At 49.5% G+C, this 22,474-nt stretch carries 25 protein-coding genes; 18 read left to right on the top strand and 7 right to left on the bottom strand.

What is annotated here, in order from left to right; all coding sequences use genetic code 11:
- Both BSEL_RS14655 and BSEL_RS14650 read left to right on the top strand, forming a co-directional pair.
- Positions 1 to 909 (top strand): cation diffusion facilitator family transporter, encoded by a 909-nt coding sequence (locus BSEL_RS14655; protein ID WP_013173786.1) that lies wholly within the window; start codon positions 1 to 3, stop codon positions 907 to 909.
- A 369-nt stretch (positions 910 to 1,278) separates the two neighbouring features.
- Entirely contained in the window at positions 1,279 to 2,289 is a 1,011-nt protein-coding gene (locus tag BSEL_RS14650) for a hypothetical protein (RefSeq protein WP_013173785.1), read from the top strand.
- Positions 2,290 to 2,358: 69 nt separating this feature from the next.
- Here the strand turns inward: BSEL_RS14650 and BSEL_RS14645 are convergent, their stop codons facing one another.
- On the bottom strand, positions 2,359 to 3,177 hold the full coding sequence (locus BSEL_RS14645; protein WP_013173784.1) for a SurA N-terminal domain-containing protein: 819 nt from the start codon (positions 3,175 to 3,177) through the stop codon (positions 2,359 to 2,361).
- Positions 3,178 to 3,414: 237 nt separating this feature from the next.
- Between BSEL_RS14645 and helD the strand changes: the two genes are divergently transcribed.
- Both helD and BSEL_RS14635 read left to right on the top strand, forming a co-directional pair.
- Positions 3,415 to 5,691 (top strand): RNA polymerase recycling motor HelD, encoded by a 2,277-nt coding sequence (gene helD, locus BSEL_RS14640; protein ID WP_013173783.1) that lies wholly within the window; start codon positions 3,415 to 3,417, stop codon positions 5,689 to 5,691.
- A 94-nt stretch (positions 5,692 to 5,785) separates the two neighbouring features.
- On the top strand, positions 5,786 to 6,790 hold the full coding sequence (locus BSEL_RS14635; RefSeq protein ID WP_013173782.1) for an IS5 family transposase: 1,005 nt from the start codon (positions 5,786 to 5,788) through the stop codon (positions 6,788 to 6,790).
- A 233-nt stretch (positions 6,791 to 7,023) separates the two neighbouring features.
- Here BSEL_RS14635 and BSEL_RS14630 read toward each other — a convergent pair whose 3' ends face one another.
- Entirely contained in the window at positions 7,024 to 7,989 is a 966-nt protein-coding gene (locus BSEL_RS14630) for a quinone oxidoreductase family protein (RefSeq protein WP_013173781.1), read from the bottom strand.
- Between the two features lie 149 nt (positions 7,990 to 8,138).
- Between BSEL_RS14630 and BSEL_RS14625 the strand changes: the two genes are divergently transcribed.
- The gene (locus BSEL_RS14625) at positions 8,139 to 8,537 is read left to right on the top strand and encodes a hypothetical protein (RefSeq protein WP_013173780.1); all 399 of its coding nucleotides are present in this window, start codon (positions 8,139 to 8,141) and stop codon (positions 8,535 to 8,537) included.
- A 37-nt stretch (positions 8,538 to 8,574) separates the two neighbouring features.
- The gene (locus tag BSEL_RS14620; RefSeq protein ID WP_013173779.1) at positions 8,575 to 8,805 is read left to right on the top strand and encodes a helix-turn-helix domain-containing protein; all 231 of its coding nucleotides are present in this window, start codon (positions 8,575 to 8,577) and stop codon (positions 8,803 to 8,805) included.
- Positions 8,806 to 8,868: 63 nt separating this feature from the next.
- Here the strand turns inward: BSEL_RS14620 and BSEL_RS14615 are convergent, their stop codons facing one another.
- Together BSEL_RS14615 and BSEL_RS14610 are read right to left on the bottom strand one after the other, a co-directional pair.
- Positions 8,869 to 9,669, bottom strand: a complete 801-nt coding sequence (locus tag BSEL_RS14615) for a hypothetical protein (protein WP_013173778.1) — start codon at positions 9,667 to 9,669, stop codon at positions 8,869 to 8,871.
- An 81-nt stretch (positions 9,670 to 9,750) separates the two neighbouring features.
- On the bottom strand, positions 9,751 to 10,743 hold the full coding sequence (locus tag BSEL_RS14610) for an LLM class flavin-dependent oxidoreductase (RefSeq protein WP_013173777.1): 993 nt from the start codon (positions 10,741 to 10,743) through the stop codon (positions 9,751 to 9,753).
- Positions 10,744 to 10,886: 143 nt separating this feature from the next.
- Between BSEL_RS14610 and BSEL_RS14605 the strand changes: the two genes are divergently transcribed.
- Together BSEL_RS14605 and BSEL_RS14600 are read left to right on the top strand one after the other, a co-directional pair.
- Positions 10,887 to 11,387, top strand: a complete 501-nt coding sequence (locus BSEL_RS14605) for a cupin domain-containing protein (protein WP_013173776.1) — start codon at positions 10,887 to 10,889, stop codon at positions 11,385 to 11,387.
- A gap of 82 nt (positions 11,388 to 11,469) precedes the next feature.
- Positions 11,470 to 11,820, top strand: coding sequence for a hypothetical protein (locus tag BSEL_RS14600; RefSeq protein WP_013173775.1), 351 nt, complete (start codon positions 11,470 to 11,472; stop codon positions 11,818 to 11,820).
- A 54-nt stretch (positions 11,821 to 11,874) separates the two neighbouring features.
- Here BSEL_RS14600 and BSEL_RS17610 read toward each other — a convergent pair whose 3' ends face one another.
- The gene (locus tag BSEL_RS17610; protein WP_013173774.1) at positions 11,875 to 12,045 is read right to left on the bottom strand and encodes a YvrJ family protein; all 171 of its coding nucleotides are present in this window, start codon (positions 12,043 to 12,045) and stop codon (positions 11,875 to 11,877) included.
- A 97-nt stretch (positions 12,046 to 12,142) separates the two neighbouring features.
- Here BSEL_RS17610 and BSEL_RS14595 point away from each other — a divergent pair, with 97 nt between their 5' ends.
- From BSEL_RS14595 to BSEL_RS14580, 5 genes are all read left to right on the top strand, one after another.
- Positions 12,143 to 13,816, top strand: a complete 1,674-nt coding sequence (locus BSEL_RS14595; protein WP_013173773.1) for an ABC1 kinase family protein — start codon at positions 12,143 to 12,145, stop codon at positions 13,814 to 13,816.
- Between the two features lie 19 nt (positions 13,817 to 13,835).
- Positions 13,836 to 14,786 (top strand): D-2-hydroxyacid dehydrogenase, encoded by a 951-nt coding sequence (locus tag BSEL_RS14590; RefSeq protein WP_041581998.1) that lies wholly within the window; start codon positions 13,836 to 13,838, stop codon positions 14,784 to 14,786.
- A gap of 3 nt (positions 14,787 to 14,789) precedes the next feature.
- Positions 14,790 to 15,677 (top strand): DMT family transporter, encoded by an 888-nt coding sequence (locus BSEL_RS14585; RefSeq protein ID WP_232970469.1) that lies wholly within the window; start codon positions 14,790 to 14,792, stop codon positions 15,675 to 15,677.
- A 164-nt stretch (positions 15,678 to 15,841) separates the two neighbouring features.
- A complete protein-coding gene (locus tag BSEL_RS18070; protein ID WP_049773677.1) occupies positions 15,842 to 16,213 on the top strand; it encodes a GAF domain-containing protein in 372 nt (123 codons plus the stop codon).
- Positions 16,188 to 16,631, top strand: coding sequence for a methyl-accepting chemotaxis protein (locus BSEL_RS14580; RefSeq protein ID WP_049773676.1), 444 nt, complete (start codon positions 16,188 to 16,190; stop codon positions 16,629 to 16,631). The genes BSEL_RS18070 and BSEL_RS14580 overlap by 26 nt, the downstream gene beginning before the upstream one ends.
- A gap of 66 nt (positions 16,632 to 16,697) precedes the next feature.
- Here the strand turns inward: BSEL_RS14580 and BSEL_RS14575 are convergent, their stop codons facing one another.
- Complete coding sequence (locus BSEL_RS14575; RefSeq protein ID WP_013173770.1) at positions 16,698 to 17,726, bottom strand: DUF5074 domain-containing protein; 1,029 nt, start codon at positions 17,724 to 17,726, stop codon at positions 16,698 to 16,700.
- A gap of 195 nt (positions 17,727 to 17,921) precedes the next feature.
- Here BSEL_RS14575 and BSEL_RS14570 point away from each other — a divergent pair, with 195 nt between their 5' ends.
- The 4 genes from BSEL_RS14570 (at position 17,922) to BSEL_RS14555 (ending at position 20,694) form a co-directional block, all read left to right on the top strand.
- On the top strand, positions 17,922 to 18,863 hold the full coding sequence (locus BSEL_RS14570) for a sulfurtransferase (RefSeq protein WP_013173769.1): 942 nt from the start codon (positions 17,922 to 17,924) through the stop codon (positions 18,861 to 18,863).
- Between the two features lie 16 nt (positions 18,864 to 18,879).
- Complete coding sequence (locus BSEL_RS14565; protein WP_013173768.1) at positions 18,880 to 19,248, top strand: rhodanese-like domain-containing protein; 369 nt, start codon at positions 18,880 to 18,882, stop codon at positions 19,246 to 19,248.
- Between the two features lie 10 nt (positions 19,249 to 19,258).
- Entirely contained in the window at positions 19,259 to 19,519 is a 261-nt protein-coding gene (locus BSEL_RS14560; protein ID WP_013173767.1) for a sulfurtransferase TusA family protein, read from the top strand.
- 62 nt (positions 19,520 to 19,581) lie between these two features.
- Positions 19,582 to 20,694 carry a YeeE/YedE family protein gene (locus BSEL_RS14555; RefSeq protein WP_013173766.1) on the top strand — a complete coding sequence of 371 codons (1,113 nt, stop codon included), beginning with the start codon at positions 19,582 to 19,584 and terminating at the stop codon, positions 20,692 to 20,694.
- Positions 20,695 to 20,749: 55 nt separating this feature from the next.
- On the opposite strand, the gene BSEL_RS14550 is transcribed toward BSEL_RS14555, so the two are convergent.
- The gene (locus BSEL_RS14550; RefSeq protein WP_013173765.1) at positions 20,750 to 21,565 is read right to left on the bottom strand and encodes a YusW family protein; all 816 of its coding nucleotides are present in this window, start codon (positions 21,563 to 21,565) and stop codon (positions 20,750 to 20,752) included.
- Between the two features lie 183 nt (positions 21,566 to 21,748).
- Here BSEL_RS14550 and BSEL_RS17235 point away from each other — a divergent pair, with 183 nt between their 5' ends.
- Complete coding sequence (locus BSEL_RS17235; RefSeq protein WP_049773675.1) at positions 21,749 to 22,456, top strand: acyltransferase family protein; 708 nt, start codon at positions 21,749 to 21,751, stop codon at positions 22,454 to 22,456.
- Positions 22,457 to 22,474 lie beyond the last annotated feature (18 nt).

The following is a 22,474-nucleotide window of genomic DNA, read 5'->3' as shown; positions in this document are numbered from 1 at the left end:
ATGACAGCACAACAAAATGAAAAACGCCTTCTGACTTTTTCGGTTTACGGCGCCGTCGCTTTCGCTTTTGGCGGGATCATCGTCGGGATTCTCGTATCCTCACAGATGATTCTCTTTGACGGCCTTTATTCCCTGATCAGTGTGGCATTATCGATGCTGTCGCTATACGCGGCAGCATTTATGAGTAAAAAAGACACGAAAAACTATCCGTTTGGTAAGAGCATGATCGAACCCCTCGTCATCCTGATAAAGTACACAGCGATTACGATACTCGTGGCGGGTTCGTTTATTACCGCGCTTCTGGCGCTGTTTACCGGTGGCAGGGATATGATCCTGGGTGCAGCCATGATTTACTCAGCATTTGCAACCCTGGTCTGCCTGTTGTTCCTGCTTTGGTTCCGTCAGGCATCGAAACGTTCCAAAACAGGCCTCATCAAGGCGGAACAAAACCAGTGGATGATGGATACGCTTGTCAGTACTGGAGTATTGACCGGTTTCCTGCTTGCGGGTCTGTTGTCCCTTTCAGACACGCTTTCGTTTCTCGTCCCTTATACCGATCCGGTTATGGTCCTCCTTGTCACAGGCTATTTCATCCGGGTTCCGGTGGTGGAGATGAAGAAAGCACTGCACGAACTTCTCGAGATGCGGCTTGATCACGAACAGGCCGGTCCAATTGAGCAGAAGGTAAAAGAGATTGAGGAACGGTTCGGGATGAAAGAATCCTTCATCCGCCTCTCAAGAACCGGAAATGTCATCTGGATTGAGATCGACTATGTGATTACACCCAAATCCACGGTGGACTCAGTGAAGGTTCAGGATCAGATCCGCGGGGAGATCGCAGCGGCAGCAGGCAAAGATACGCACTGGCTCACCGTCTCCTTTACGGAGAACCGCAAATGGGCAATCTGATCATAGTGGTTCTGAAAAGATAAAAAGGAGATACCGAGAAAGGTCCCTGTCGGGGCCTTTTTCTGTTTGCATGCCGGCAGAACAGCAACGTCGGAATGCCGAATGTGACAAAAGAGCGAACAACAGGCGATTCTCTTCACAGAAAAGCCACAAATCAGAACAGCATAAAATCATCGAAAACGCAGGCCTGTCAACGTTTTGAAAGATAACAGGCTTTCACATTAGTTAACATTTAAAACTATTTTAACCAAATATTCACATATGAACAAATGTCCCGGCGAGGTTGCGTGATACAATTCAAATTGAAAGTGAGTAATCACTTATCATCAAGTCTAAACACAAAAAGAAAGCAAAACGGAGGGGTTCAACATGAAAAGAAAAGCGTTAAGTCTCGTTTCAGCAGCACTTTTGGTGTCCGTATTGGCAGCGTGCGGAGACAACAATGAGGAAACCGCAGGGAATGAAGTGAACGACAACAATGAAGAGAATGTCAATGACAATGAGAATGAAGAGGACGGTATGACCGGTGCAACGTACAATGAGGTCATGGACGAAGATTCACTTCTTTCTTACATTGGCGCAGACGGAGCCTGGATTCTCCATTTCTATGATGATGTCACGACAGATCAAGATCTTGTGATGGAAGGTGACCAGGAGAACCGTGATGAGCCGGAGCGTAAGCTTGCCCTGTATGAGCAGGACGAAGACCGCAATGTCACAGAAACACACACGCTTGAAGCACCGAGCCTGACGGTCCGTAATGAAAACGGCCGCCTGCAGTACGGTGGTTTCATCGGTGATATCTACGTGGAAGCAAACGGATTCGTATTAAACGGTATGACAGTTGAAGGTGATGTTCACTTTGCAGGAGAAGAATACTTCGAATCATCTGACATCAGTGAAGATACAGAGATTTCCGGTACGATTTATGTCGACGGTGAAGAAATGGCCATGGACGGCATGACCGGTGCAACGTACCATGAGGTTATGGATGAAGAGAGCTTGCTTTCTTACATCGGTGCAGACGGTGCGTGGATCCTCCACTTCTACGGTGACATAACGACTGACGAGGATCTCGTTATGGAAGGCGATCAGGAGAACCGTGATGAGCCGGAGCGTAAGCTTGCCCTTTATGAGCAGGATGCAGACCGCAATGTCACAGAAACGCATACCCTTGAAGCACCAAGCCTGACGGTCCGTAATGAAAACGGCCGTCTCCAGTACGGTACATTCGTTGGTGACATCTACGTGGAAGCCAATGGCTTTGTCCTGAACGGCATGACCGTTGAAGGCAATGTATACTTTGCAAGCGAAGAGTATGAAGCATCTGCGGATATCTCTGATGATACTGAAATCTCAGGATCTGTGGAAGTTCAATAAGCATGATGGCATAACAAAGAGGCGCTCCCAACTTGGGGGGCGCCTCTTCTGCTTGATTATACTTGGTTTTTACAGGTGAACGGTGATATCCGCATCACTTCGGAGATCATCCAGAAGGGTTTGGGCGAATTCCATTTCCTGTTGGTTTCTTACTTCATCTTCGATTTCAGTGCGGATTTCGTCGAGTGGTGGCAGTTCGCCGCCGCTCTGTTCCTGCTGGGCTTCAAGCTGCGCGTACATCTCTTCGACTTCCGCATCGCTTACATCGATCTCACCAGCCTCATTGGCAATCAGCTGATCGACCTTGACCTGCATTTCCACCTGATCCATCACTACATCTTCCGGTGTTCCCTGCTCTTCAAGCGCCTGGAGGAACTGATCCGAAGATTCCATCTGGTTCTGCTGGGCAAGCTCAGTCAGAAGCTGTTCAATATCTTCGTCTGTTGCTTCAATTCCTTGGCTGTCGGCTTCCTGGATTAACAGAGTGTTATTGACCATGGAATCCGCAACCATATCGCGGATCTGAGCTTCATCGACTTCTTCTCCTGTCATCTGGGACTGCATCGCCATCTGCTGGAACTGCGGCTCGTATGTGGCAAGGAATTCTTCCTGGCTGATTTCTTCGCCGTTTACTTCAGCCACGACATCAGGAATGCCGTCGAGATCCGGTTCCGGCATCTCCATTTCCATTTCGTCCTCGAGGTCACCTTCGAGCTCGCCTTCCATGGCAGCTTCATCGTTCATGTCATTATCAGGTGCTTCCTCCTGATTGTTACCGTCTAACAGGTTATTGTTATCACCGGTGTTGCCTTCATCATTTCCCCCGCATGCGGCAACGACTGCCATTGTCGCAGCGAGTGAGAGTCCGGTAAATAATTTTTTCTTCATAATTTAATTCCCCTCTTTCTATCTAATCTGTCTGTCATGCTAACATATACACAAACTGTGTAAATACCTTTTGCCTGTGAGATTGGCCATAAATGCATTCAATCTTTTCGGAAATCCCATGACAGAGGCATTCGCGGCTGATTCTCAAAGCTTACAGGAATGTGTGTGAAATCGTGTAATGATGGAGTAGAGGGGAAATGATATACTGGGCAAAAGAAAGCAGTGGAGGGAATTCAATTGAACCATACAGAGCGCAGTAGACGAAAAGAAGAAGAGCGGCTTGCTGAAACAGTCGCATATATTGAGGACGTACTGGATGCTGCAGAACAAAGTCGGATTGAATACAAACAACATATAAAACAGGCATTGATTGATCTCGATCATCTCGACAGTTCAAACAGTTACGTTAATATTTTGGCGAATGCCAATTTACTCGACACAACAGGCAACAAGTTGCATCAGTTGCGGAGCCTGAAAGAGAAACCGTATTTCGCGAGAATGGATTATAAGCCTCGAGGCCACGAGACGGCAGATGTGTTGTATATCGGCAAAACTTCGTTATCTGACAGGGAGAGTCATGAACCTGTGATCGTGGATTGGCGTTCGCCAATTGCTAATCTTTATTACGAAGGTCAGTTAGGAGATGTCTCATACGAAGCAAATGGTTACATGTATGAAGGAGAGCTCCAACTTAAGCGTCAGTTTCAGATAGAGAAGCGCACCCTGCTCGATATGCGCGACATTGATCTTACGGCACGTGATCAAATCTTGCAGGAATCATTGACGACTAGTGCAGATAACCGCTTAAAAGATATTGTTTCAACGATTCAGGCCGAACAAAACCAGGTAATCCGTGCTGAAATGAACCGACCAATGATTGTGCAAGGCGTGGCGGGAAGTGGAAAGACAACCATTGCACTTCACAGAATGGCCTATTATATATATCAGTTTGCAGAGGATTTTGATCCGTCAGAACTAATGATTCTTGCACCGAACCACTTGTTTCTTGACTATGTATCAGAAGTGCTTCCTGAGCTTGGAGTTGATCAGGTCACGCAGACGACATTCATAGCGTATGCGACATCGATTCTCGGGAATGAACTTCGTTTTGTCTCAAAAGATCAACGTCTCCAAATACTGATTGATGGACCAGATCATCATGAGCAATGGATAGCCTCATTTAAGGGCTCTAAGGCAATGAAATGTGCACTTGATCGGTACATTGGGGATGTTGTGTCAGACTGGCTTCCGGATGAGGATATCAGGTTGGACCGTTATACCTTGATGAGCCGCGACGAACTCCGCACATTATTTGTAGAGGAATATACGTATTTGCCTCCTTATCAGAGATTATCCAAAATCAAAGAAGTCTTAAAAATGACGGTAAAACAAAAAGCAGATCTACTCATAAGAGAGGTTGAGGAGATATACGATAATAAAATCGATCAGGTGAGAAATCGGATCAAAGATACAGAAGATCGTCGTAAACGTGTTGTACGCCTGTGGGACAAAAGAGAAGCACATCTTGAAAAGATGAAACTGGAAAAGAAGCGGATCGTACCGGATTTCACGAAACAGTTACCTCGAAAAAAAACGGTTTCTTTAGTTAAAGATCTCCTGACGAAAAAAGAAGTATCCAAAACGTATTTCGGGGATGATCTCAGTGAGGATAATATTTCTCAGTTGGTAACCCGTCAGAGAAAGCTGTTCAAAACGAAAGAACTGGATCTTGAAGATGCCGCCATCCTTCTCTACGTGGAACAGGCTCTATTCGGAACAGACCAGGAGAAGAAATATAAAAATATCTTTATCGATGAGGCACAGGATTATTCATATTTAGAATTATTTGTATTAAGAAAAGTCAGTCAGACCTCTCTCTTTACTATTCTCGGCGATTTGTCGCAGGGAATTCATGGGTATCGTGCGATCTCGGATTGGAATCAGGTTATTGAAGATATTTTTCCAAACGCGAACTATAAAATTTTGAAAAAGAGTTATCGGACTACGGTTGAAATCATGGAAAAGGCGAACTGTGTGATTCAGTTGGCGCCATACAAAGGCATGGTCCTTGCAGAACCGGTTGTACGCCACGATAAAGAACCTGAAGGGATTCTCTGTGACACTCAAAAGGAAGCGATGAATACGATTCTCGATATCTATTACAGGTTGACGACACAACATTATCAGTCTTTTGCCGTTATCACAAAAACGGGCCATGAAGCTGAATTAATTGCGGATTCACTTCGAAAACAGGCCAACTCACTTACAGTGGAACTTCTGGATGAGCATGCTAACTACAGTCATGCGGATCTCGTTGTCCTCCCATCTTATCTTTCAAAAGGGCTCGAATTTGATGTTGTCATGATATATACCGATCAAGAACCGTTCAAAGAGAATTCGCTCGATGTGAAACTGCTCTATGTAAGTATGACAAGAGCTCTCCACAGATTATTTGTGTTATACAATCAGGAGAATCCAGGAATCATCCAACATTCAGTGGCGAAAGGAGAATAGGAATGATCAAGTCCTCTGAATGGACAACAGGAAAAGAGATGCAGAGTCACACGATGCCGAACGGCATCCCAATCATCCATCTGATCAGGTCACAATGCATCAAGGAAAATTGCTCATTGACGCAACCTGTGCTCCTTCAGATATTGCATTCCCAACAGATCTGACCCTTTTGAATCGTTCAAGAGAGAAACTTGAAACGATGATCGACACGATGCATGAAGAACGCCTTAAACCCGCAATCAAACCCAGAACGTACCGCAAAAAAGCGCGCAAGCAATATCTGTCCGTCTCAAAGCAGAAGCGTCCTGGCAAAAAGAAAGTGTGCCGCGCCATGAAACAACAGTTGAATCATGTCAAACGTGATTTGAACCATATTGCGAAGCTTGCCGAGGAGGTGGGCCTGTCTGTTCTGAGTAGACAAGAGTACCGTGATCTCCTGGTGATTCAGGAACTGTATCGTCAGCAACTGGCGATGTATCAATCCAAACAGAATCGGATTGACAACCGGATTGTGAGCATTGAACAGCCTCATGTTCGACCTATTGTGCGAGGCAAAGCACATACCTCTGTCGAATTCGGTGCTAAAATGTCGGTTGTGATGAAGGATGGCTGGACCTTTTTGGATCGGCTTGAATGGGACAGCTATCATGAAGGACATGATCTTCAGCGTGCCGTCATGACATACCGTGATCGTTATGGTTGTTTTCCTGAAGCAGTGCTTGCGGACCGAATTTATGCGACCAGAGAGAACCGGAGGTTCTGCAAAGAAAACGGCATACGGCTGAGTGGTCCCAGACTCGGAAGACCTCCTAAACATGAATCCGTAGAAGACAAGCAAGTGGCCTACCAAGATGCCTGTGAACGAAATGCGATTGAAGCCAAGTTCGGAGAGGGCAAACGTTCTTATGGTTTAGGTCTTATTCGAGCTCGCCTAAAAGAAACAAGCGAAACGGTCATCGCATTGCAAATCCTGAACTTGAATCTTTCGAAGGTGCTTCGGGACCTTCCTTCTTTTTTCATTTTTATTTTGGGGGCCAGAATCCGAGATTATTTTACCGATTTACAATCGACAAATAACGATGAATGGGTTATTCAGTAACCCCTACGTAATGGACTTCTCACTTACCGATTGCACATAGGGATTCATTTTCAGGACATCTTGTTCTTTTTTATTGAACATTCTCTTAGTCATTTTGGATCCTCCCTAACATCTTTTTTTCATTATAAACAAAACTACCCTATAAGATGGACTTTTTTCAAGTGTCCATCTTATAGGGTACAGTTTATTGATCCCCGGATCTTTTTATGCGCGTTCATTCGCCTGTATATGAATCAGGGTTCGAGGATGACTTTCCCCGATGTTCGCCGGTTCTCAAGATCGTCGTGCGCCTGAGCCGCGTTACTGAGCGGATAAACCGGGCCGACACTGAGACTGAGGCGCTTGGTTGCCGCGAGTTCAAAGAGTTCGGCAAGACTTTTTGCGAACAGGTCCGGTTTCGCCATCATCTGGGGCAGGAAAAAGCCGATGACGCTTTTGTTGTGTTCGAGTAAGGCGAATGGATTGAGTGACGGAAGCTGTCCGCTCGCTGCCCCGAAGAACACGAGACGGCCAAAGGGAGCCAAAACGTCAAGAGTCTGATCAAAAATCTCTCCCCCGACCATTTCAAGCGCCACATCAACGCCCTTGCCATCTGTCGCGGCGAGGACCTCATCTGTCCAGTTATCTTTCGTATAATCAATCGTGACATCGGCGCCTAACGAATTGGCAAGTGCCCGTTTTTCTTCCGTACTCGCAGTGGCGATAATCGTACCGGCTTTAAAATGACGGGCAAGCTGAACCGCGAGCGTCCCGACACCGCCGGCCGCCGCGTGAATCAAAACGGATTCTCCTTCTTCAAGTCTCCCCATGGTGGAGAGGATATGATAAGCGCTCAGTCCCTGAAGGGGCAGGGAGACAGCCTCATGATCGGACATTGTCTGAGGGATCTCCACGAGCTGATCTTCCCGCACACGGACTCGCTCAGCGTAGGCGTCCGTGCCTGTCAGGGCGACGACCCGTGTACCTGCTTTGAACCGGTTGCCGTCCTCAGCGACAGTGCCGGCGATTTCTGAGCCTGGAATAAACGGCAGCGGTGTATCGACGACATAGAGGTTTTGCCGCCGCATCGTGTCTGCAAAATTGACACCGACAGCCGTGACGTCAACAAGCACCTCACCTTTACCTGGTACAGGTTCCGAAACATCTTTATACTGCAGCTGTTCGATCCCGCCAAATGTGTCGATTTGAATGGCTTTCATCACTATCACGCTCCTTGGCTTTAAGACTAGCACAAAAGAGGCCTTGATTTCGAAGAAAGACATTTAGTGGTGAACCAGATCACGACGAAACCGTGCAGAGTCTGATACACTTCATAAGGAATTGAAAATCAGTCTGGGGTGAGTGAAACATGATTCAATGGTTAGGCTATCTGGCGTTGGTTCTGATTGTGTTTAACGGAAGCTTTTACGTCCTGTTCAGGATCGTCCGGAAATCAAGGAACCGTAAAAGACAGATCCGGTACGCGAAAATCGCTAAAATCCTGATGCGCGTTCACCGTAAAACGGCAGTCGTTGCCGCGGTCTTTGCAACAGCTCACAGTATGCTGGCACTATACAGGCACGGTGTGAATCCGGAGTCACTGACGCAGCTCAGCGGTGTCTTAGCCATGCTCGCGCTGATCGTTCTCCTCAGCACGGGCTGGATACGCAATCAAAAAGCGACAGGCAGGCGAAAACGGTCGCACCGTTATACGGCTTTCGGCGCCCTCCTTGTGATCGGACTGCATATTCTGATATCGTTGTATTAAAGAGCAACATGCAATACTGTGATTGGGAGGGATCGTCATGACTGAAGAATTCCCTGAGCGGGATGAAATGATTTACGGGGAGAGCGTGCCCCTCGGTCAGAAGATTCACGAACGCAGAGTGAGCCTGAGACTGAGTCTCGGTGAAACGGCAGAAGCGACAGGGCTCAAAGAGGCGGATCTGAGGCAAATCGAGGGCGGTGACTTTACACCGGGAGATGCCCGGGTCAAGGCGCTCATCGATGCATTGAACGTAAAAACCGAAGAATGAATAAAGCGATTCCCGAGTCAGGGGAATCGCTTTATTTTTCGGGTATGAGATTGGATTGCAAGGTCAGGTTCCGTAGAGGTTGTCTCTTGCTTTCATCATCAGCATCATCAGGGTGAACATAAACCCGGTAACCACGTAAACGAAAATCGGTGAGATGAGGAACAGGAAGAACGGTTCGGCAATGAGATTGACACTGAGACCGAGCGCACCTGTGGTAAGGCCCATCACTACGATGAAGCCGAAAACGTCGGAGAACCGTGAGGCTTTAAACAGCTCATAGGACTGTCCGATCCCGTCGAAGATGCCGGTATCTTCCGCAACGATCGTGAACTCGAGGTAAATGAATAACAGCCTGATAATCAGCACTCCGATGGCCATAAGGATCAACCCTGCGATGCCAAACGGCACGATGACGATGGCACCGATGATACCAAGTCCAAGAATCAGGGCGAAAACAAGCAGGTACAAAAGAAAAAACCGGAACCAAAACTTGCTGCCTCCCTGCAAAAAGGCCTGCAGATCCGTGTATTCACCGTTCACCCCGCGCCAGATCAGATAAAAATAACCAGCCTCCGTAACGATACTGACTGCCATCCAGATCAGAAACAGGACGGCGAGAAGAGAGAGAAAGCCCACATTGGCGATGGCAGCTTCGATTTCGATCCCTGTGAAGCTGTTTATGTCGGCCAAAAGCTGATCCACCGTTGGCAAAGTCGGTCCGATTACCAATTCAACGCTCCAGATCCGTGTTAACGTGATGTCGGTCAGGATGAGTGCTGTCAGTAAAAAGAGCCAGTCGAGAATCAGCGGATAGGCGATGATCCGGGGATGGCGGTGTGTCTGTGAGAAACCTTGTTTGAACATGGAAAAATCCTTTCTGTTGTCAGATCCTTTTATACGGAGAGTGTACCATAAGGGAAATGGCATTGAAAGAAAAAAATGGTATTAAAGGATTTCGCTCGCTAATTTCTCATAGACCGTTTGACGAACCTTGTAACTGTGGGCGTTACAGACAATCATCGTTTCATCGAATCCGAATCGTTCCTGATCGTGTGCGAGTGCACGGCCAACCTGTGCCGGCGTACCGACAAGATGGAGCCTTCGCATGTCCTCGATCCGCATCCTGTCAAGCTCAGTCAGCGGATACTCTGCGGCTTCTTCCGGTGACATGGTCTTGACGATCTTGCCTTGCATCAGCATGAGGCGGGCGAGATCCTGAGGAAGCGCATGGAAGCGGGCTTCTTCTTCTGAATCGGCGACCGTCGCCATATAGCTCACATTCACCTCGGGCGCATCCATCAAAGAGGAAGGTTCAAAGTGACTGCGGTACGTATCGAGGATCTCTTTTGACAGCTCACCGTTAAAGAACTGTGCAAAGGAGTATCCGACGCCCATCCTTCCGGCCTGTTTGGCGCTGTTTCCGCTGGAGCCGAGAAGCCAGGCTTCCGGCGGGTGGATCTGATTTGGGGAGGCTGTTGCCTTTCTGTAGAGCGGATCATCAGGCGTCTGATCAGCCAGGTATTGCATGGTGACGGCAAATTTCTCATACAGATTGTGAATCATCGGCTCGCGTCCTGAGGAGAGGGCGTAAATACTTGATGAATCTCCGCCAGGCGCACGTCCGGCACCAAAGTCGATCCGGCCCGGTGCAAGGGCGGCGAGTGTTTTAAAGGTCTCGGCAAGCTTTAACGGTGAATAGTGCATCATCATCACACCACCGGTTCCGAGTCGGATTCGGTCGGTTACAGCGGCGATGTGGGAGATCGTGATTTCAGGCGCCGAACTCGCAAAGGCATCTGTGGCATGATGCTCTGCCATCCAGAAGCGGTGGTAGCCGAGTTCGTCACCGATTTTGGCCAATTCGACGGCGAATCGAAGTGCCTCCTCCGGTGAATGGCCGGAGGTGACGGGTGCCTGGTCGAGAATACTCAGTTTCATAGGTGACGCCTCCAATGTTTTAACAGATAATAGTTTGACTATCACAACGATATAAGATATATCCGTATACATACAACAACTTGAACTTATCCTTTGGGTTGGGTAGACTGTAATAACAGAATCAGGAATTGGAGTGACGGTCAGTGAAGCAGACAGCGAACGCATGGATTAACGCATTCAAGATGGAGAAACACCCGGAAGGCGGGTATTACAAACCGGTATATAAAAGCGGACTTGATGTCCGGGGGAGAGGCGGGGAAACAAGAGCCGCGTATACAAGCATTTATTTCCTTCTCGGGAGAAATGATGTTTCGAGGTTTCATAAATTAACGGCAGATGAAATCTGGTACTATCACGCCGGGGCGCCTTTGACAGTCCATATGATTGATCCGAAGGGCCGCTATGAAACGGCCAGGCTCGGATTGAACCTTGATCAGGGAGAACAGCCGCAGCTCCTTGTGCCGGCAGGGATCATCTTTGGCGCAACGCCGGATGAGGGTCATCCGGAATCGGATTTCGCTCTTGTCAGCTGTATGGTGGCGCCGGGGTTTGAGTTTTCCGATTTCACTTTGTTTGACCGTAAGGATCTGTTGGCGATCTATCCGCAGCATGAGGCGATTGTCCGGAGACTGACGCGCCCGTGATATACGGTGAGGGGTTGTTTTGGCGTCTGAATCTGAGGGAATGGGAAAAATAACCCTAATGAACAGAGGAGGCGTTTCTCCAATGAAGAAACTGCAGGCGTATTTCAAAACAGAAAACGATGCAGAAAATGCGGCGACGAGTCTGAAAGCCTTTGCGACGGAATCGGTACTCGTGGACCGCATCCCTGAAGCCGGATCAGGGTTGCTGTTTTTTCCGGTGAATGCCCTCAATATCTCCGGCATCAATGTGCAACCGGCTCCAAACGAAGAAGGAACTTCACTCAAAGAAAGACTGGAAGGGGAAACAGCCGGAGAGACTGTGCCGGACCTGAACTATGTGATTGAGTGTCACGTTGCAGAAGAGGATCTGAATAAGGCACTCGATGCACTGGCTGATGCGAACGCTTATCTGGATGAAGCGATGTCACTGTAACCCGCGCCGCGAGACAAAGAGCCCCTCATCGCATGAGGGGCTCTCTCTTTTCCGTCAGGTAACACTGGTGTCACGAAGTCTGACGGGGATCCGCGGGGGCTCGGTCCGGATTTGTCTGATTGATTCATTCAGTGTGTCGAGTTTGCCTTCAATGCGATACAATAGATAAAAGGTAATCGCCGCAGGGAACCCGATTTCACTGATGAAGGGCAGAAGCATATCCATCTCAGCCACCTCCTTCCTGTGAGTAAGTACCCGTCCGGCCAGATTGGGAGGGTTCAGGTACATAACCAAACTAATGAAGAAAGCGGGGTGATTGATTATGAAACGGTTGAAGCATGTCCAGCGCTTTCATGAAATCGTCATGGCCTTCACCAGGAACGGGTTCGGTTTTCTGATGCATAAACTCGGACTCCTTGAACAGGTGTCGGCACCGAGGAAATGGCGCGTGCTCGAAAAACAATCCAACCGATCCCTTGAAGAACGTGCCCGGTTTTTGCTTGAAGACCTTGGGGCAACGTTCATCAAGCTTGGGCAAATTGCGAGCACACGCACGAACAGTCTTCCGAAGCCTCTGTTAAAAGAGCTTGAGAAGCTGCAGGACAACGTAAAAGCCGTTCCCTTTGAGGACGTGAAGGCCCTGATTGAAGCTGAACTTGAGGCGCCCCTCGATACGCTGTTCCGCTCGTTCGATGAAGTGCCCATGGCGACGGCGTCCATCGGTCAGGTGCATGGCGCTGTTCTTCACTCCGGAGAGGAGGTTGCTGTGAAGGTGCAGCGTCCGGGCATCCGTCAGCAAATCGAGATCGATCTCGATATTCTCTTTGAGATGGCCGCCATTGCCGAAAAGCGGCTTGAGTGGGCGGAGCGTTATAAAATTTCGGATTATATTGAAGAGCTCGCGAAGAGTCTTCGCAGAGAAGTGGACTACAGCATTGAAGCGAGGAACACCGAGCGGATGCAAAAACAGCACAAACAGACGGCCTTCCTGAAGATTCCTGACGTTTACTCGTCCCACTCAACCCGTCAGATTCTGACGATGGAACGGATCAGGGGGAAGAAGCTGAATGCCGTCATTGAAGAGGAAGGGCACATTCCCGAGAAGGAGGCCCTCGCCGAACAGCTCGTCCAGACAATCACGAGACAGATTTATGTTCACGGTTTTTATCATGCGGATCCGCACCCCGGGAATCTGCTTCTCATGGAGGACGGACGGATTGCACTGATTGACTTTGGCATGGTTGGCCGGCTGAACCGGGAGATGCGAAATGAAACGGCGATGATGGTAATGGCGCTGTTAAGACAGAACACCAATGAGCTGGTTAAAGCGGTGGCCCGTGTCGGGCGGGTGCCGGCGGATATCGATCTGACGCTGTTAAAGCGTGAACTCGATGAGTTTCAGGATCTGTATTTAACCGTACACCTGAATGATATCGGGCTCGGGGAAGTGGTCAGTGATGTCCTGAGGATCATTTCGAAGCACGGCATTGAAGTGCCGCAGGATTTTCTTTTGATTGGGAAGTCTCTCATGACGATCGAAGGGATCGCGGTTAAACTCGACCCTGAACTGAGCATCATGGAAGTGGTGGAACCGCTTGGTGAAGAGCTCTTGAGTGAGTACCTCGGACCAAAAGCTGTGATGGACAGGATGATGACCCAAACGCTCGAATACGGAGAACTCTTGAAGGAACTGCCGCACATGATTCGACGGGGGGCCGCGGTGACCGAAAAGGGGCGCGTCCATGTCGAGGTCCGTTCACCGGATGTGTCACGGGCCACGGAACACTTCAGTCGCGTCGGCAATCAGATTACGCTGAGCCTGCTTCTCGTTGCCGTGAGCCTCGTGTTTTCTGCCCTGATCATTGGGGTGACCGTCGGGGGCACAATGAATGAATCGATTTTGACACTCCCGTTTTTTGAAGTCGTCTTTATCGTCTTTTTACTGCTGTTTCTCTGGCTGATTTACTCGATCTTAAAAACAAGGCGACAGTCTTGATGAAAGGAAGAGAATGTTCATGGATATCCAGACAATTCTTGTTGCATCACCGCTCCACACACATATGAAAGAGATGATTGAAAAGCGCGGGGCACTTACCGAATTCACCATGATCTACCGGGATCCGGAATCGGTCACGGAGGAAGACGTGGCCCGTGCAGATGCGTTTGTGGCGTTCACCCGACCGGCACATGTGGATCTGTCCGCCTTTCAGTGGGTCCATTCTCTTGGAGCGGGCGTGGATAAACTGATGAAGGACATCAGCTGGCCTGACGGGGTGTTTCTGACTCGGACCGTTACGACTTTTGGTGAGAAGATCAGTGAGTATGTGCTCAGCTATCTGCTCGTACATACGCAAAAGCACCGGGATTTCGAAGCGCTACAGAAGAAAAAGGAGTGGACCTTTCTTCCTCCGGAACCGCTCAACACGAAACGGGCCCTGATCTTCGGAACGGGGGAGATCGGGTCGGTTCTTGCAAGGACGCTTGCCGGTTTGGGTGTTCACGTGACGGGTGTGTCAAGGAGCGGCGAAGAAAAGCCGTCTTTTGATGAGGTCATTTTTCCGGATAAAGCAAGTACCGCTCTGACCAACCGTCTCGCAGCGGCAGATCTGATCGTCAATACGATGCCGCTAACGGAAGAGACGAAAGGCTATTTTGACGGCTGCTTTTTTGAGGCCGCTTTTGACAGCCTGTTTATCAACGTTGGCCGCGGGGAATCCGTTGTGGATGAGGATTTACTCCAGGCACTTGAGCGAGGCCAGCTGAGAGAAGCGGTTTTGGACGTCTTCAGTGAAGAACCGCTCCCAAAGAGTCATCCGTTCTGGGAGCACCCTGCCGTTCACATCACGCCGCATATCTCCGCCATTACAACAGCAGAAGAAGGGCTGGACTGTTTTCTTGATACAGTAACCAAACTGAAGGAAGGTACGCCGCTGACAAATGAAGCCGATCCGGCCAGGGGATACTGAGTGGTGCAACAAAATGAGTCAATCATGACGGATCCTCCTGCATACGAACCGAAGACGGGCTTGCTGTTAACCATATCGATCATCGCCATATCCTTTGCGGCGATTTTTGTAAAATGGTCAGAAGCACCGGCAACGGTGATCAGTATGAACCGCATGTTTCTGGCAAGCGTTCTGCTTTTGCCGGCAGTCTGGATCAAACGAAAAGATCTTCTGCTTCTGACGAGAAAAGATCTCCTGATTCTGACCGTTTCGGGCATCTTCCTTGCCCTTCATTTTGCCCTTTGGTTCGGATCGTTGAAACTGACGACAGTCGCCTCTTCGACGATTATCCTTGCCCTGCAGCCACTTGTCGCCCTTGGTGGCGGCTACCTGATCTATAAAGAACGGACGGATCTGAAGACCGTGATGACGATCAGTGTGGCGTTTATCGGGATCGTGATTATCGCTGCAGGCGATTTCGGGATCAGTACGGATCATTTTATCGGTGATGTCCTGTCATTCTTGAGCGTCATCGCCATTGTCGGTTACCTTCTCATCGGCCAGACGACCGTGAAGAAGATCTCACACTGGATTTACAGCTTCTCGGTTTTTCTGATTGCAGGTGTGGCATTGTTTCTCTACAATCTCGTTTTGCAGGTGGAGATGACGGGCTACAGCAGTATCGAATGGCAAATCTTTATCCTCCTGGCGATTTTCCCGACGCTTGCTCATGTGATTTATAACCATCTGCTTAAATATGTCAATACCACAACGGTGAGCATGAGCATTCTCGGTGAACCGGTGGGCGCTTCGATCCTGGCTGTTTTCCTTCTCGGTGAGATGATCACGCCATTACAGTTTGCCGGGGGGCTTTTCGTGCTCGGAAGCGTGTATGTGTACCTGCGAAAGTAGGTATTTTTGATAGGGAACGCCAAGCACAAAAGACTTTAGTATGATACCGATAGTGAAAATGGTATAATCGTTCCGCAGAACTGCGTATTGAATGAAAAGGAGCGATTCCATTGACGATTGAAACAAATGGGGTGCACGATGTGCATCCGAAACTGAAAGCCTAAATGGACCTGTTGCCACTCCTGGATAAAATGCTTCCGGATATGGGGATTGGTGTGACCGACCGTACGCGCTGGCTCGATTATTACCCTGGATCAAAGATCGACATCGGGGCGAAGCAGGGCAGAGCCATCGACCCGAAAGAACCGCTCACTGACTGTATTCAGCACAACCGGTTTATTAAAGATGAAGTCCCGGAGGAATTCTTCGGCGTATCTTTTACAGGACTTGCCTCACCGGTGGAAGCCGACGGTGAAGTCATCGGAGCTGTTGCCATACAGATCCAGGAGTACAATGAACGGGAGCTGCGGCGTATTTCTGATCAGATTGCCGCTTCCCTGTCGAATGCCCATGAACAGGTCGGGTTCGCTCTCTGACGGTGCAGAAGGGCTCGCAGGCATCAGTGATCAGCTCCTTGAACAGTCGCAGGAAGCGGCGGGGAGTGTGCAGAACACGGATGAAGTGCTGACCTTCATCAAAAAAATTGCCTCGCAGACGAATATCCTTGGACTCAATGCATCGATTGAAGCGGCACGTGCCGGGGAACACGGGAAAGGGTTTAACATCGTGGCCAAGGAAATCCGTAAACTGTCCCAGGATACGCTCGATTCAACGGAAAAAATCGAGGAAACCCTCGAAGAGATGAGGGCGTCCATCGAGCGGATTCAGGGCGTTGTTGAGAACGTGGTCCGCGTTGGCAAGGAACAGGCTGCCTCGTCCGGTGAACTCGAGACGTTTATCAGTGAAATCGAAGAGATGAGCCTGGATTTAAAATCGTATGCGAAAGAAATCTGATTCCGATCAGCGAAAAAGCTCCGGGACCCTTTTTTGGGGGCCCCGGAGCTTTTTTTCTTTCAGGCATCAGCAGCTTCCGCCAATGCCCGGCAGTGCTTTGATTTCTATGCCGTGGGGCATTTCCCCCACATCGATGCGGTACTCTTCTTCGAAATCGTCTGTGGCGATGACGGCGACTTCACTGCTTTCACTGAGGGTGATATAGACACGTGATTCTTCGCGGTTGAAGGCGAGGTGCTTGGCACCGTCGAGCCCGTCGATCTCCGCGCTCACTTCAGCGGATTCGAGATCCACTTTAACAGCCCGGCTCTCTTCAACAGATGTGACGATGGCATACTCACCGTCTTCCGAGACGACGACGTCCGTCGCGCCAAAGCCGGTCTCAATGGTTGTTGAGTCTCCGGAATCTGTATCGATGATCTCAAGTGTTCCGCTCTCGGCAGAAGCGACATAGACAGTGCCGTCATAGACCCTGACGACCCGGGGCAGCTCACCGGTCTCGATGGTGTCGGTTACTTCTTCACTGTTCGCATCCACGACGTAGATCCGGTGGTTTTCGTGATCGGTCACATAGAGGGTGTCATTATCAAGATAAACGTAATTGCTTCTAGCGCCGTCTCCGAGATCAATCTGACTCGTGATCTCCTCTTCACCTGTGTCAATCACATCGAGGTACTGATCGCCGACCGTCGCGACATACAGGGTGCTGTTATTGTCGGTAAGTGCCAGCCCGTGCGGACGGGGACCGACTTCGATTTCGGCAGTTTCTTCAAGAGACTGGGTGTTAATGACGGAGACGGTGCTGCTGTCCTGATTCGCAACGAAGGCCTGACGCATTGTGGACGCGAATGTCACGAGTGTAGGTCGCTGTCCGACATCGACAGTGCCGACGGGTTCTCCGGAGACAACATCAATAATGGAAACGAGATCCTCTTCTTCAGAAGGAACGTAAAATTGCACATTCGTCAATTCCCCCGCATCTCCTGCATTCTCTTCATTTGAGTTACTGTCGTTGCCGCTGCCGCCATTCTCGAGCGCGCATCCTGTTGTCAACAGGAGGCCTGTGAAGACCGCGGTCAGTATTGACTGTTTCATATCTGCATACTCCCTTTCCTGATCAATCTTTCATTCATCACTCATTGTTTTATTTTGGAATGATTCTTCACCCAGTATAGAAGGAAAATCGTTTAAATACAAGTAAAATTATCGGGAATAAAAACATTGTATTCTTATCGGGATTATGATAAAGTGTGAATCAACACAAAAAACAACATGAAAGCAGGGGTAATCATGAAGAAAATTCTCTCATCTATAGTCGTCTTATCGGGATTGTTGATCGCGTGCAACAACGATCCGTCGGTGGAAGAAGTGGAAGAAGCCGCAGAAGATATTACAGCAGGCGGGGTTGTGGATGCCTCTGAATATGAAAACGGTGATTTACTGGTGAGCACGGACTGGCTGGAGGAAGACAACGGTGATGTGGTCGTCGTTGATGTCAGACGCGAAGGCTACGAGGACGGTCATATTCCGGGAGCCGTATCAGTCGAACCCGGACAACTGAGTGATCCGGACAATCCGGTCGATGGTGTTCTTCCGCCTGAGGAAGGCTTTGAGGCTTTGATGCAGGAAATCGGCGTAAATGAAGAGACGACCGTCGTTGCTTATGATGACGGAGACAGCCTTTGGGCATCACGGCTGTTTTATGCCCTTGAGCTGTATGGTCATGAAGATGTCCGCATCTTAAACGGCGGGTTTACCGCCTGGCTGAATGATGGCAAAGACGTGTCCACGGAAGCACCGGAACCGGAGCGTGGGAATTTCACCGCGCAGCTGAATCCGGAGCTGCAGTCTTCAAGAGAAGATGTGGATGCCAATATCGGCAACGAAGCCACGGTGTTCCTAGATGCGCGTTCTGAAGGCGAATATACCGGGGAAGATGTCCGTGCTGAGCGCGGCGGGCATATTCCGGGGGCCCCTCATCTGGAATGGTCCGAAGCTGTTTCCGGAGACGGCGTGCCGTACTTCAAGAGCGCAGAGGAGCTTGAAGAGCAGTTCGCAGCAGCAGGCGTGGACCGGGATAAAACCATCATTCCGTATTGCCAGACAAACGTGAGAGGGGCACATTCCTATTTCTCGCTCAGACTGCTCGGATTTGATGATGTGAAGCCTTACGAAGGATCATGGGCCGAATACGGCAATGATCCGGACGCAGAGATTGAAGGATCATCGTAAAGGAGGCATGCAGACAATGAGTGAAATCAAAGAAAATGTTAAACAGCTGAGCTTTGACGAAGTGAAGGGGCTGTATGACAAAGAAGACCGGAAAGAAATCCTGATTGATGTGCGTGAGCTTGAGGAATATGAAGAGGCGCACATACCAGGTGTTCCGCTGATTCCGATGAGTGAAATCGTATCACTCGTGGATCAGTTTAAGCCGGATGAGGAATATGTACTGATTTGCCGGAGCGGCCGGCGCAGCCATGAAGTGGCAAAATTCTTTCAGGAAAACGGCATTGAGCGGGTGCATAACTACGCAGACGGCATGCTCGGCTGGGAAGCTGTGAAAACAGATGGACCGGAATGGGTCGTCAGTCAAGTCAATGAAATCTATAAATGAGGTGAAGGCAATGAGTTTAACGGATCAGGAATTAAAAGAATTGAAAGTGGACCATGAGCTTGATGGTGTCGGAGAAGTGTGCCCGCATACGCTGAACATCGCACTTGATGGACTGAAGAAAGCAGGCAGTGGTGATGTGGTCGTCGAAGTGACGGATCATTCCATCGCGACAAAGACGATCCCTGCTGCGGTGAAGATGAACAAACTTGCCGAGCATCTCGGCACGGTCACGGAAGGCGGCAATTACTACATTTATTTGAAAAAGAACTGATTGATGGGAAAAGCCTCTGAACGCTGGTGGAGGCTTTTCCTGTTTCTGAAAGGGCTGAGACGATGTTTACAATCGAGGTATTTATACTGGCTGCAGTATTTGGACTTATTTATGGATTTTTACTTCAAAAGGCGGACTTTTGTTTCGTCGCCTCTGTGCGGGATTTTGTGAGTGTGAAAGATTCCCGTGTCGGGAAAGGAATTCTCGTTCTGATGGCAACGGCGATGATCGGCTGGGGGCTCTCTCTCACGCTTGGCATTGCTTCTGTTGATCAGCTGTGGGCCGTACCCATCGGCTTTCAGAACCTTCTCGGAGGATTGCTGTTCGGGATCGGGATGACCATCGCAGGCAGCTGTGCCTCGGGTGCCCTCTACCGCAGTGGAATGGGGTATATCCAGTTCTGGATCGTCATTGCTGCGATGATTACAGGAAATCTGCTTTTTGCATTTATTTATGATCCGTGGGCGAATGATTATATGATGGAACCCCTTACGATGGCTGAAGGGTACAGTCTTTATGAGATCGGCTTGCCGTTTATGACCCTGCCGCTACTTCTGGTCGGCCTGCTTCTCTTTGTGACGATCCGTAAGTTTGGCTGGGCCGGGTTCTGGCAAGGCGTGAAGAACAGTTTCACAGACTGGAAAGGTAATCCTTTTACCCAGCAGCACTGGGATGTGCGGTTTGTTGCGCTCTTAATGGGGATCACCGCAACGGTTCAGTTTATCACGCTCTCTTCGATTTCCGTTACCGGGCCTGAAACCCGGATTGGCGGCGTGTTTCTCGCATCCATCTTCGGTGAGCAGGCGGTGTATAACAATCTTTACTTAAACAACATGTTTGCCGCGTATCCGACGGTCGGTATCGGACCGGAGGAAGTGCTTGTGATCATGATCGTCGTCGGCGCGTTTATCTCGTCCGTGTTGAGTAAGAGCTTTAAGATCCGCTTTCCAAAGGCGAAGCGTTTACCGGCAGCCATCGGCGGCGGGCTTTTGATGGGTGTTGCGTCCAGGATCGCACCGGGCTGTAACATTGCGAACGTTGTGGCAGGCGTCGGAGGGCTGTCCATTGCAAGCTTCCTTGTCATCATCGGGATGATGGTGGGCGTATTTCTTGTCACCAAGTACTATTTCAAGATGCCGATCATGCTCTTTTACAGGGAAAAAGATGCTGCATAAGAAAAAGGAGCTCTGATGATTCATATGGAATCATCCGGAGCTCCTTTTTTCAATGTCAGTATACGTGCTGAATCCTCAGATAGCCGTCGGCAAATGATGCCTCGAGTGTAAAATCGGCCACCTCGTCTGCTTCGATATTTACAGGCGTCAGCATCGCATGCTTCAGCTCAGCAAGAGGCATATCATAGGCAAACGCCATGTCGGCAAGATACTGTCTGATCAATTCGTCAGCCTGCGCGCCCCTCAGTGCATCACCGTTCGGTTCTTCGACGGTGGATGGCTCGCTTTCGCCATAAGCCATCACCATCGTTTCACCTGAGTAGAGGCGGTTTTCGAAACGGAATGCGCTCGCGTCTTCGAGACGGTCTTCACCCGAGAGGTCTTCGAAAGCGAACTCGAACCGCTCTCCCTGTGTCGTGACAAGAACGAGAGAAAAGGATTCGATGTCCCGTATATCAGTGTTTAAAGCTGATGTGACCCCGCTGACAATCCCCGTGATGGAGTGCTCTGTCGTGACGGACAGCCTGGTCAGAAGTGCTTCGACTTCTGTAAAAGCGTCATCACCGACAACCTGATCGGGTTGTGCGCCTTCTACGGTTGCCTGAAAACCGTCCGGTTCCAATTCGTAAAAGAAGTGCCAGTCATCCTCTTCTTCGAGGACGAGATCCAGTTCAAATTGCATCACAGACTGGATCTCCATACCGGCATGACCGGGCTCTTCTGTGTTTTCATCCGGATCCTCTTCTTCCTGGATAACAGACTGACTGGTACCCCCTTCATTCGGCTCATTTTCATTTGTGATGTCCGGAGCGAATGGCGAACATGCGCTCAGTAACAGAATACTGATTAGCAGTATGAGTGGATGTATCATAGATAGACAGGCCGCGCCTGTTTATGCCCCCTTTATACAGAATGGATCAAGATGTCCAAAAATGATTTGTTCATAATCTGTTTTCTATTATACTGAAAACAGGGGAAAGATGAAACGGTTCTGTCAAGGACAGATTCAGACCGGGCCTGTAAGACAATTGATGATCGGCAGGTGGCACGTCAAATGAAAGACAATCAGCTTGTATCCAAACAATACCGGCCTGAGATCGAAGGGGTGAGAGCGGTGGCTGCCCTGCTCGTGTCGGTGTATCATATCTGGTTTGGCACCGTATCCGGCGGTGTGGATGTCTTTTTTCTTGTTTCCGGATTTCTGATCACAACAACTTTGCTCGCAGGCTACATCAAACAGGGCGAGCTGCGTATCGGTCACTATTTATCGAGGCTTGCTGTGAGGCTCTTTCCTATGGCTTATCTTGTCCTTGCGGTGACAGCCGCAGGCTCGTTGATAATCTTGCCGGAGATTCGCTACGGGCAGACGGTTCAGGAGATCACTGCGGCGGCTTTGTACATGGAAAACTGGCAACTCGCGCTGAATCAGGTCGATTATCTTGCCCAAAACCTTGAAGCGAGCCCTGTTCAGCACTACTGGGCTCTGTCCATGCAAGGCCAGTTTTATCTGTTGTGGCCGGTGGTGATCATGGTTGGTATCCTCATCTACCGATTGGCAAAGCATCAGTATCCGTTGAGAAAGGTGCTGCTGGTCGTCATGGGAAGCGTATTTACGCTGTCCTTTCTTTACTCCATATGGATGACGGACAGGCTGCAGGCATGGGCTTACTTTGATACGGGAGCGCGAGTTTGGGAATTCGCCGCTGGCGGACTGCTTGCGCTTTTGTTGCCGATGTTCCGGCTGAACCGGACTGTCGCCTGATTTCTCGGGTGGACTGGT

Origin of the sequence: [Bacillus] selenitireducens MLS10, from assembly GCF_000093085.1 — a bacterium.
GTDB classification, from domain to species: Bacteria; Bacillota; Bacilli; order Bacillales; family Salisediminibacteriaceae; genus Salisediminibacterium; species Salisediminibacterium selenitireducens.
The sequence above is the reverse complement of the archived record's forward strand: the minus strand, read 5'-3'. Positions and strand labels throughout refer to the sequence as shown.

What these genes read in the sequence shown, in the direction of transcription:
- BSEL_RS14610 (WP_013173777.1), bottom strand. Translation starts at nt 10,743, where the DNA reads ATGAAACTGAGTATTCTCGACCAGGCACCCGTCACCTCCGGCCATTCA.
- BSEL_RS14600 (WP_013173775.1), top strand. Translation starts at nt 11,470, where the DNA reads ATGAAGAAACTGCAGGCGTATTTCAAAACAGAAAACGATGCAGAAAAT.
- BSEL_RS14550 (WP_013173765.1), bottom strand. Translation starts at nt 21,565, where the DNA reads ATGATACATCCACTCATACTGCTAATCAGTATTCTGTTACTGAGCGCA.
- BSEL_RS14620 (WP_013173779.1), top strand. Translation starts at nt 8,575, where the DNA reads ATGACTGAAGAATTCCCTGAGCGGGATGAAATGATTTACGGGGAGAGC.
- BSEL_RS17235 (WP_049773675.1), top strand. Translation starts at nt 21,749, where the DNA reads ATGAAAGACAATCAGCTTGTATCCAAACAATACCGGCCTGAGATCGAA.
- BSEL_RS14570 (WP_013173769.1), top strand. Translation starts at nt 17,922, where the DNA reads ATGAAGAAAATTCTCTCATCTATAGTCGTCTTATCGGGATTGTTGATC.
- BSEL_RS14615 (WP_013173778.1), bottom strand. Translation starts at nt 9,669, where the DNA reads ATGTTCAAACAAGGTTTCTCACAGACACACCGCCATCCCCGGATCATC.
- BSEL_RS14650 (WP_013173785.1), top strand. Translation starts at nt 1,279, where the DNA reads ATGAAAAGAAAAGCGTTAAGTCTCGTTTCAGCAGCACTTTTGGTGTCC.
- BSEL_RS14655 (WP_013173786.1), top strand. Translation starts at nt 1, where the DNA reads ATGACAGCACAACAAAATGAAAAACGCCTTCTGACTTTTTCGGTTTAC.
- BSEL_RS14645 (WP_013173784.1), bottom strand. Translation starts at nt 3,177, where the DNA reads ATGAAGAAAAAATTATTTACCGGACTCTCACTCGCTGCGACAATGGCA.
- BSEL_RS14575 (WP_013173770.1), bottom strand. Translation starts at nt 17,726, where the DNA reads ATGAAACAGTCAATACTGACCGCGGTCTTCACAGGCCTCCTGTTGACA.
- BSEL_RS17610 (WP_013173774.1), bottom strand. Translation starts at nt 12,045, where the DNA reads ATGGATATGCTTCTGCCCTTCATCAGTGAAATCGGGTTCCCTGCGGCG.
- BSEL_RS14595 (WP_013173773.1), top strand. Translation starts at nt 12,143, where the DNA reads ATGAAACGGTTGAAGCATGTCCAGCGCTTTCATGAAATCGTCATGGCC.
- BSEL_RS14590 (WP_041581998.1), top strand. Translation starts at nt 13,836, where the DNA reads ATGGATATCCAGACAATTCTTGTTGCATCACCGCTCCACACACATATG.
- BSEL_RS14635 (WP_013173782.1), top strand. Translation starts at nt 5,786, where the DNA reads ATGCATCAAGGAAAATTGCTCATTGACGCAACCTGTGCTCCTTCAGAT.
- BSEL_RS18070 (WP_049773677.1), top strand. Translation starts at nt 15,842, where the DNA reads ATGGACCTGTTGCCACTCCTGGATAAAATGCTTCCGGATATGGGGATT.
- BSEL_RS14630 (WP_013173781.1), bottom strand. Translation starts at nt 7,989, where the DNA reads ATGAAAGCCATTCAAATCGACACATTTGGCGGGATCGAACAGCTGCAG.
- BSEL_RS14560 (WP_013173767.1), top strand. Translation starts at nt 19,259, where the DNA reads ATGAGTTTAACGGATCAGGAATTAAAAGAATTGAAAGTGGACCATGAG.
- BSEL_RS14555 (WP_013173766.1), top strand. Translation starts at nt 19,582, where the DNA reads ATGTTTACAATCGAGGTATTTATACTGGCTGCAGTATTTGGACTTATT.
- BSEL_RS14580 (WP_049773676.1), top strand. Translation starts at nt 16,188, where the DNA reads ATGAACAGGTCGGGTTCGCTCTCTGACGGTGCAGAAGGGCTCGCAGGC.
- BSEL_RS14565 (WP_013173768.1), top strand. Translation starts at nt 18,880, where the DNA reads ATGAGTGAAATCAAAGAAAATGTTAAACAGCTGAGCTTTGACGAAGTG.
- BSEL_RS14625 (WP_013173780.1), top strand. Translation starts at nt 8,139, where the DNA reads ATGATTCAATGGTTAGGCTATCTGGCGTTGGTTCTGATTGTGTTTAAC.